Annotated in this window: 1 pseudogene; it reads left to right on the forward strand. The window is 22.1% G+C overall.

Annotation, left to right across the window (positions count from 1 at the left end):
* Window positions 1-15 precede the first annotated feature (15 nt).
* A pseudogene (locus tag L8Y18_RS08590) lies at window positions 16-793 on the forward strand (hypothetical protein); the annotation flags it as partial.

Below are 793 nucleotides of genomic sequence, written 5' to 3' on the forward strand. Positions count from 1 at the left end.
GATTTTGGAATATTTTTGGATGGTATTGATGGTAAAAATGTTTGGAATTATGATAATCATAAAACAGATTTAGAGTACTTGTGCTATACAAAAGATCAATATATCACATTTGATGATCTTATATATCAAATTAACAATGAGAAAGTATGGGGTTTTTCATCTATAACCTATTGCATGATTAACTTTAGGTTGATTTGTGATAATAAAATACGTTTTATTGGTGGAATTTATGCAGAAGATCATCATTTTAGTATAATTGCCTTTGTATTATCTAAAAAAATTTATATTCTATATAAGAAATACTATAAATACCGTTTGCGTTCTAATAGCAGTTCAAATCATGATGGAGTTATCAATAGGCATAATTTTCCAAAGTTTATGGAGTATATTTTAAAAGAATATAATTTTAATTATATTAGTGCTAAAAAATATTATATTTATGCTAGTTGGATTATCACATGTGTGAAAATTTTGGAGAATATTACATACTTAAACGATGATTTGAAGAATAATATTATAAATACTTTTGTGTTTCAATATTATAATTTAGGTTTAAATGTTTTTTTATTTAATAAAGATCCTATGGGTGTAAAAGCAAAATATCTATGTCAAAAAAATTCAATAATAAACCAATTTAATATTATAGATGGGAAAAATTTGATCTATTTTAGTCCTGCATATAGATTAGGTAGTATATTTTCCAAAAAAAATAAAAAATATTTTATCAACCCTTATTTTTTAAAAAATATTTTATCAACCCTTATTTTTTCTAAAAAATTTTATTCAAGTATAC

The organism is Campylobacter sp. CNRCH_2007_0968H, assembly GCF_025773245.1.
In the GTDB taxonomy this organism is placed as follows: Bacteria; Campylobacterota; Campylobacteria; order Campylobacterales; family Campylobacteraceae; genus Campylobacter_D; species Campylobacter_D lari_D.